Origin of the sequence: Streptomyces sp. NPDC001852 (genome assembly GCF_042891825.1) — a bacterium.
GTDB lineage: Bacteria > Actinomycetota > Actinomycetes > Streptomycetales > Streptomycetaceae > Streptomyces.
The window spans coordinates 1-2,415 of record NZ_JBIATN010000036.1; the positions used below are offsets into that span (position 1 = coordinate 1).

General features: G+C 67.7%; 4 protein-coding genes and 1 pseudogene. 4 read left to right on the top strand and 1 reads right to left on the bottom strand.

What is annotated here, in order from left to right:
• The first annotated feature begins 237 nt into the window (after nucleotides 1-237).
• From ACFYZB_RS40090 to ACFYZB_RS40105, 4 genes are all read left to right on the top strand, one after another.
• Complete coding sequence (locus ACFYZB_RS40090; protein ID WP_388766844.1) at nucleotides 238-417, top strand: hypothetical protein; 180 nt, start codon at nucleotides 238-240, stop codon at nucleotides 415-417.
• A gap of 223 nt (nucleotides 418-640) precedes the next feature.
• Nucleotides 641-832 carry a hypothetical protein gene (locus tag ACFYZB_RS40095; RefSeq protein WP_385312666.1) on the top strand — a complete coding sequence of 64 codons (192 nt, stop codon included), beginning with the start codon at nucleotides 641-643 and terminating at the stop codon, nucleotides 830-832.
• A gap of 18 nt (nucleotides 833-850) precedes the next feature.
• Complete coding sequence (locus tag ACFYZB_RS40100; RefSeq protein WP_388766846.1) at nucleotides 851-1,351, top strand: hypothetical protein; 501 nt, start codon at nucleotides 851-853, stop codon at nucleotides 1,349-1,351.
• Between the two features lie 15 nt (nucleotides 1,352-1,366).
• Nucleotides 1,367-1,597: a hypothetical protein gene (locus ACFYZB_RS40105; RefSeq protein ID WP_388766848.1), complete on the top strand. Its 231-nt coding sequence runs from the start codon at nucleotides 1,367-1,369 to the stop codon at nucleotides 1,595-1,597.
• A gap of 135 nt (nucleotides 1,598-1,732) precedes the next feature.
• On the opposite strand, the pseudogene ACFYZB_RS40110 reads toward ACFYZB_RS40105, so the two are convergent.
• Nucleotides 1,733-2,415, bottom strand: a pseudogene (locus ACFYZB_RS40110) (hypothetical protein); the annotation flags it as partial.

Genomic DNA, 2,415 nt, shown 5'->3' on the forward strand with positions numbered 1-2,415 from the left:
CCGCTACGAGCGCAATGCCGAGCACTTCCTGGCCTTCACCAGCATCGCCTGCACCCTCATCTGCTACCGCAGACTCACCAAATGAGATGACCTCTTAGAGCGCAGATCGATGCCGAGTTCGCCACTGCACCCGAGCCGCGCACCGCCGCCGAGGATGTTGCGCGGGCCGAGCCGGACGGGCTGAACCTGTCCGCGCTGCGGCACGAACGGGGGCAGGGGCCCGCGTGGCTGCCCAAGGTGCTGGAGGCGATCAAGGCGACCGGGACGGAGGGCATGAAGCCGTCCGCGGTCGCGGAACTGGTCGGCAAGGACCGCAAGACCGTCCGTGCGGCTCTTCAGGCCGCGGTGGAGCGGGGCCAGTTGGTCTACCGGGACAACGGCCCGCACTCGGTCTACGTCCACCCCGACCACGCCTGAAACGCCCTCACACGGCGCTACTGAGTACTGGGTAGTGGAGAACCGCCCCACTACCCAGTAAGGCCGCTACCGGGCCGCACAAGGCGTCTGATCAGGCATCCCCCACTGGGGACCCCACTACCCACTACCCAGTACACCCCACTAGATCCGTGACCAAGCGTGACCAACCGCGGGCGGCATCCGGAGCGATGCTGCCCGCTTCGCGTTTCCCGGGAGGCCGCTCGTGATCCTCACGCTCTCCGCCGTCGCCCTCTTCGGAGTGCTGGCCCTGGTTCTGCTGCGGGGCCGCTACGTCGGCCCGTTCAGCGCCCTCGTGCTGTTCCTGTTCGGCTTCTTCACCGCCGGCACCGGCGCCGCCGGACCCGTCCGCGCCGTATGCGCCGCGCTCGCCGACGCCGCCCGCCACCTCACCTGAACCCGGCTGGAGTCCGCCATGCCCGACCATGACTCCGCGGCCTGGCAGCCGCGTCTGACCGACACGGAAGCCGACGCCGAAGCTCGCCGGATCATCGAAGACGCCTACCGGCCCGTGCCGCAGATGCCGACCGCCTACCGCGACGACACTCCGCTGCCCGCCTACGGCCCCACGCCGCCGGTCCCGCAGCCGGACCGCCGGATCGTCCCCGCCTGGGCCGCCGGGACCGCGGTCGCCGGAATCGGTGTCGGTGCCACCTGCGTAGGTGTCGGCTGCGGCATCTGGCTCGCCTGCCAGGGATTCGCCGCCGTCACCCTGACCAGCGTCCTGTTCGTCACCCTCCCGATCGCCGCCGTGGCCGCAGTCGCCGCCGCCATCGGCTCCGCCGTCCGGTCCGTCAAGGCCACGCACACCGCAGTCCACCACCACTACACCGGACCGGTCCGGCAGGAAGCCAACACAATCACCGCCCCCGCGTACGGACTCATCGCCCGCAACCGCAACAAACTGACCCGCTGAACGGAGTGCCCAGCAGTGACGAGCAACCAGGCCCGGCGCATCAGCGCGCTGCTGACCGACGCCATGCATCACCCCCGTCGCCCGATCACGACCGGTCGCGTCATGCGCCTGTACGCCCGGCTCGGTATCGCCCCGAAGCGGGCGACCGCCCGCGGCGACCTCAAGGCACTGGCCCGCTGCGGCGTCCTCACCGAGCACGGACCGCACGACCAGCGCCGCTACGCCCTGCACGCCTTCTACCACTAGCAACGGCAAGTGGCCCAGCCCGTTGGAGTCTCCCGGAATCCGTGCTTGTCGGCGGCGCACAGGGGCGTTGTCACGCGGTGATACGCCTATGGTCCCTCGTCGCGGTGGTGATGAGGGACCGGTGCATCCCTGAGATCACGGCCCTTCAAAAAGCGGCGGACCCTTAAGCGATTCCCATTGAGACCAGCCATTGTTGACGTCGGTCTGCCAGATATGTTGCATTGACGCTTCGTTGTCCCATGCGAAAATCTCCAGACGTCCATCAGCGTTTCGGGCTGCCGTCACATCACCATTCCCAATGACGCCTCCCAGGGATTCCCATTGAGACCAGCCGTTGTTGGGCAGGGTCTGGTAGAGGTGCCACATCGCCCCGTCGGTTCCCCTCGCGAAAACCTCCAGGCGTCCGTCCTCGTTCTGGAACATCGCAGGGTCGCTGGCCGGAGATCCGCCGAGCGATTCCCATTGAGACCAGCCGTTGTTGGGCAGGGTCTGGTAGACGTGCCACATCGCCCCGTCGGTACCCCTCGCGAAAACCTCCAGGCGCCCGTCCTCGTTCTGGAACACCGAAGGGTCGCCAGCCAGAGATCCGCCGAGCGATTCCCATTGAGACCAGCCGTTGTTAGGTGCGGTCTGCCATAGGTGCCACATCGCCCCGTCGGTACCCCTCGCGAAAACCTCCAGGCGTCCGTCCTCGTTCTGGAACATCGCAGGGTCGCCAGCCAGAGATCCGCCGAGCGATTCCCATTGAGACCAGCCGTTGTTGGGCAGGGTCTGGTAGACGTGCCACATCGCCCCGTCGGTACCCCTCGCGAAAACCT

What these genes read in the sequence shown, in the direction of transcription:
- ACFYZB_RS40100 (WP_388766846.1), top strand. Translation starts at nt 851, where the DNA reads ATGCCCGACCATGACTCCGCGGCCTGGCAGCCGCGTCTGACCGACACG.